The following is a 4,621-nucleotide window of genomic DNA, read 5'->3' on the forward strand; positions in this document are numbered from 1 at the left end:
ATGGTGAAATAAGTGTGGAAAACCCCGGAATGCGGCGTCTAAAGTAGAAGTTTCCGCTCTTTTTAAACAGGTATTTCTGATGTCCCATAATTCGTCCTCACGCTGGGGACGATCATCGCTGAAAAACACGGGACGCGGCGGCCTTGTGTGACCTCGTGTGTAACTTTTTGCATAAATCAGCCCAAAACCATCGGAGCTAATCAATTAGCTCTAATGTTTTCAGACACTTAAGGGAATTTTGGCTCCGACGGTAGGGATCGAACCTACGACCAATTGATTAACAGTCAACTGCTCTACCGCTGAGCTACGTCGGAACACTCGCGCCCATATAGCAACGCGATTCCGAGACGTCCAGAGGGTTTTGATCAGTTTGTTGGAAACTTCTTTGTCGGGCTTACCGTCCCTGCGTAAGCGCAAAAACTGCCGCAGCCGAAAGTCGTGGTGTCGCGGTCACTGTGCCGCGCTGAACAAGGTCGATCAGATGGGCAAAGACATTGCGTTCAGCCGCGCGCAGCAAATCAGGGGCCACATCATGATAGATTTCCGCAGCAATCTGCGATGGGATTGCTGATCGCCGGGCCAGCGAGTTGAGAATTTGTGCTTCGCGGCGCTTGCGATGGGCAATGAGCCAATCCAATCGGGCACTTGGATCAGAAACGGGGGCACCATGTCCGGGGTAGTAAACATCGGCAGGATGCTCTTTCAGCCGCGCGCAGGACAGCATGAAATCCGTCAGGTCGCCATCGGGTGGCGAAACAAGCGAGCTGGCCCACCCCATCACATGATCGCCGGTAAAGATGACGTTCTTCCAGACAAAACAAAGGTGATTGCCGATATGTCCTGGCGTATGAAGAGCGGTGATCTCTCCCCATGCGCCCTTCAGAACATCGCTGTCATGCAGTGTGTGATCCGGTTTGAAGTGATGGTCGATCCCTTCGCCACCTCCCGCAAACCCGTCTTTCACCAATTGCTGCATCACGACACTCCGACCGGCGAGGCTATTGCCGAAGGCGTAAACCGGCGCATCGGTGCGTGCCGACAGGGCGATTGCAAGCGGTGAATGATCCAGATGGCTGTGGGTCAGCAGGATATGCGATACCGGCCGACCGGCGATTGCGGTCTCCAGTGCGTCCAGATGCGCAGGGTTGTCTGGGCCGGGATCGATGATGGCGAGGGTCTCGCGGCCAAGGATATATGTATTGGTTCCCCAATATGTCATCGCTGAAGGGTTGGGTGCCAAAAGCACCTTCAGATCATCCGAGAATTTGTGCGGTCGTCCCGCGATCGGTTCAAATTCCACGTTCACAACCGCTTTCCGTTTCCTGTCAGTGCGGATAGCCTACCCGCATGTTCTTTGGTTGGCTCAAGAAATACATGCCGCGTGGCATTTACGCCCGGGCGGCGCTTATTCTGGTATTGCCAATCCTGTTGCTGCAATTGCTTGTCTCTGTTGTATTTATTCAGCGCCATTTTGAAGGTGTGACACGCTTGATGACAAGTGGTGTCAACATCGAGTTGCGGTTTTTGATCGACACAGCCAACGCCGAACCCGATCTTGCTGCGGCACGCGCTGCCATCGCAAAGATCGACGCGCCGCTGGAGATCGCCACGGCGCTGCCTGCGACCGATGTGATCAGCGAAGATATCAAACCATTTGTCGACCTCACGGGTGCAACCGTCATTGCCACCCTGCGCGACGGCATCTCCGACGTCCTGGCCGTCTCGCTTGAAGATCGGCGCACGGTCGTGGTCTGGGCAGACACCCGTCACGGACCATTGAAAATGGAACTGACACGGCGGCGCGTATCTGCGTCGAACCCGCACCAGCTGATCGTGATCATGGTTGTGCTGGGTGGATTGATGACTGCGATTGCCTATGTATTCCTGCGTAACCAGCTGCGTCCGATCAAGCGGATGGCGCGCGCGGCAGCGGACTATGGCAAGGGCAGGATAACGCCATTTACACCGACCGGAGCCGTGGAAGTGCGGGCCGCAGGTATGGCCTTTCTTGAGATGCGCAACAAATTGGAGCGCCAGACGCAAAGCCGCACGATGATGTTGTCGGGCGTCAGTCATGATTTGCGCACACCGCTGACGCGCCTGCGGCTGGGCCTGTCCATGCTGGACCCGAATGACGCTGACCCGCTGGTCAATGACGTCGATGATATGGAACGGCTGCTGGATGCATTTCTGGATTTTGCCCGAACCGATGCGAGTGACAGTCTGGAGCCGACCACCCCTTCGCAGATTGTGTATGACGTTCTGGAAGATGCAAAGCGGTCAGGGCAAAACGTGACATTGGGCACGATCGAAGGCCCGGATGATCCGGTACGCCTGCGGCCCCTCGCGATCCGGCGCGCCTTGGACAATCTGATCGGAAATGCGTTGCGTTATGGAAGTCACGCAGAAATCGGGGTCAGCGTGACAGATCGCGCGGTGCGGTTTTGGGTCGAAGATGACGGACCGGGTATTCCACCAGAGCGTCGTGAAGAGGCGCTGAGCCCCTTTGTCCGGCTTGACCCCGCGCGCAATCAGGACAGGGGAAGCGGCGTCGGGTTGGGGCTGTCCATTGTGGCGGATATCGCGCGGACCCACGGCGGTGTGTTGCGATTGGGGGAAAGCGAACGGTTCGGTGGGCTGAAAGCCGAGGTGGTGTTGGCGCGGTAGACAACCGTAGTCAGCTTTGAGGCCGCATTCCCTATCCAAAGCGTGATCTTGATCCCAAACTTGCTGCCGATCCCCCAACAGTCTCGCAACATCACCGATTAAGCAGTCCTTGTTATCCTGTTCGTGATATTGAAGGGCGTCAGCATTCGACAAGACACCTCAGCCGCATTGAAGTTGCCATGCGCGCGGGGCCTACTCGCGCAAGGGTTTAAGAAACCGCAATCACCGTTCGTGTGTAGGAAACAAATGTGTTCCTACTTGGTTTTTGAATACCGGGTTGACCTGCTCCCCGAAGCTCCCTCATTCATAACGAGAGTCTGCGGGTCTGGATTTCATATTCTTCGGTTTCGGTTTGGGCAAGCGCGCCGGAAGCGGAGCCCTCAAATTGCTCAAGCGCCCGGCGCGCTTCTGTGGGTGTTTTGTTGCCGAGCGATGAGTGCGGCCTGCCCATCCTTCGATGGTTTTTCCGCAGACGTCACGATTGTCGGTTCCGATTCGATCGGCCAAGGCATGATGCCCCTGCTGATGACCGGCTTTGCCGCATCCATCAACGCCGACGCAGAGTTGACCAACGCATCTGCCGGCGAGACAGTGGCGACACTGATCGACGATGGCGGTTTTGGTGACGAGATTGGCACCTATCTGGTTTCAACAACGAATGATAGCAATGCCTTCGAGGCCCTTCTGGCAAAAGAGGCCAATGTCGGAATGTCGGCCCGCCGCATCACTGTTGACGAGGCGCGTGCGCTGCGTGCTGATGGCGCAGGCAGCATGGTCAGCCCCAACCAAGAGCACATTATCGCCGTCGACAGTATGGTTGTGGTGACACATGCCTCGAACCCGGTGGACCAGTTGAACAAAGACCAGCTTGCCGGCATCTTTTCCGGTGAAATCACAAACTGGTCAGAAGTTGGCGGCCCGGACCGCCCGATCAACGTGATATCGCACGAGCAGGATTCCGCCAGCTATGATTATTTCATGACGTATCTTTACGATGAAGAGCGTCCTGCATTCCACCCACAGGGTATTTCATCTGACGATCAGGTGCTGTCGAACGTCATGTTCCATGACCGTAACGCGATTGGCTATCTTGGCTATGCGTTCCAGCGTGGTGCGAAACCGCTGACCCTTGTGAACGAGTGCGGCATTGCTACGACCGGATGCATTTTCCGCCAAGACCGAGGAATACACGCTGAGCCGCCGGATGTACCTTTACAACCGTTCGGACAACATGAATGCATCAACGCAGCAGTTCCTCGATTTTGTCGTATCCAATCAGGCTGATGCGGTCATCGGCAAATCAGGCTTCATTGACCTGGGCATCCTGCGCCGCAGCCAGACAGAAGGTGACGCACGTCGCGCCGCTTTGGTTGACGAAGTCGCACGCTACGACGTGGGCTTCGAAGGCGAAATCATCAGCAATATGATTGCCGAGATGGACCAGCACGACCGTCTGTCGACAACCTTCCGTTTCCGGACCGGTTCCTCCAACATCGACGAGCGTGGCCGCTTGGACACGCAGCGCCTGATCGCTTATCTGCAACGTGCGCCCGAAGGTACCGAAGTGACCTTTGTCGGCTTCACCGACGATGTAGGTGCCTTCGATGCAAACCAGCGTCTGGCAGAACAGCGTGCTGCTGCCGTGATGGAAGAACTGCGGGCGTTTGCCGGCGAACAGCTGGACAACATCCAGATGTCTGCGGCAGGCTTTGGCGAAATCGCCCCATCGGCCTGTAATGTCTCCGAGCGTGGCCGCGGCATCAACCGTCGGGTCGAGGTTTGGATTTCCAAAACAATGGAGAGCTAAATCACTGGCAGCGATACGTGTCCCAAAAGGTGCGTATCGCTGCAACGATACACCGGTTTGCCCAGAGTAAAGCCAGTTTGGACAAAGTGCATTTTCGACAATTATGAAATACGGCCGCGTCAAGACCAGTTCAAGTGTTCCCGATGA

4 protein-coding genes, 1 tRNA gene and 1 pseudogene are annotated in these 4,621 nt (G+C 56.2%); 3 read left to right on the forward strand and 3 right to left on the reverse strand.

Annotation, left to right across the window (positions count from 1 at the left end):
• Nucleotides 1-239: 239 nt before the first annotated feature.
• Together R6T97_RS16445 and R6T97_RS16450 are read right to left on the reverse strand one after the other, a co-directional pair.
• Nucleotides 240-314: transfer RNA gene (locus R6T97_RS16445), tRNA-Asn, on the reverse strand.
• Between the two features lie 80 nt (nt 315-394).
• The gene (locus R6T97_RS16450) at nt 395-1,306 is read right to left on the reverse strand and encodes an MBL fold metallo-hydrolase (RefSeq protein ID WP_410350363.1); all 912 of its coding nucleotides are present in this window, start codon (nt 1,304-1,306) and stop codon (nt 395-397) included.
• 41 nt (nt 1,307-1,347) lie between these two features.
• Between R6T97_RS16450 and R6T97_RS16455 the strand changes: the two genes are divergently transcribed.
• Nucleotides 1,348-2,667, forward strand: a complete 1,320-nt coding sequence (locus R6T97_RS16455; protein WP_410350364.1) for an ATP-binding protein — start codon at nt 1,348-1,350, stop codon at nt 2,665-2,667.
• Nucleotides 2,668-2,971: 304 nt separating this feature from the next.
• On the opposite strand, the pseudogene R6T97_RS16460 reads toward R6T97_RS16455, so the two are convergent.
• Nucleotides 2,972-3,112, reverse strand: a pseudogene (locus R6T97_RS16460) (IS3 family transposase); the annotation flags it as partial.
• 80 nt (nt 3,113-3,192) lie between these two features.
• Here R6T97_RS16460 and R6T97_RS16465 point away from each other — a divergent pair.
• Together R6T97_RS16465 and R6T97_RS16470 are read left to right on the forward strand one after the other, a co-directional pair.
• Nucleotides 3,193-3,951, forward strand: coding sequence for a substrate-binding domain-containing protein (locus tag R6T97_RS16465; protein ID WP_410350366.1), 759 nt, complete (start codon nt 3,193-3,195; stop codon nt 3,949-3,951).
• Entirely contained in the window at nt 3,899-4,474 is a 576-nt protein-coding gene (locus R6T97_RS16470; protein ID WP_410350365.1) for an OmpA family protein, read from the forward strand. Before R6T97_RS16465 ends, R6T97_RS16470 begins: the two co-directional genes overlap by 53 nt.
• The last annotated feature ends 147 nt before the right edge of the window (nt 4,475-4,621 follow it).

It is taken from the genome of Yoonia sp., assembly GCF_046498525.1.
Taxonomy (GTDB): Bacteria; Pseudomonadota; Alphaproteobacteria; order Rhodobacterales; family Rhodobacteraceae; genus Yoonia.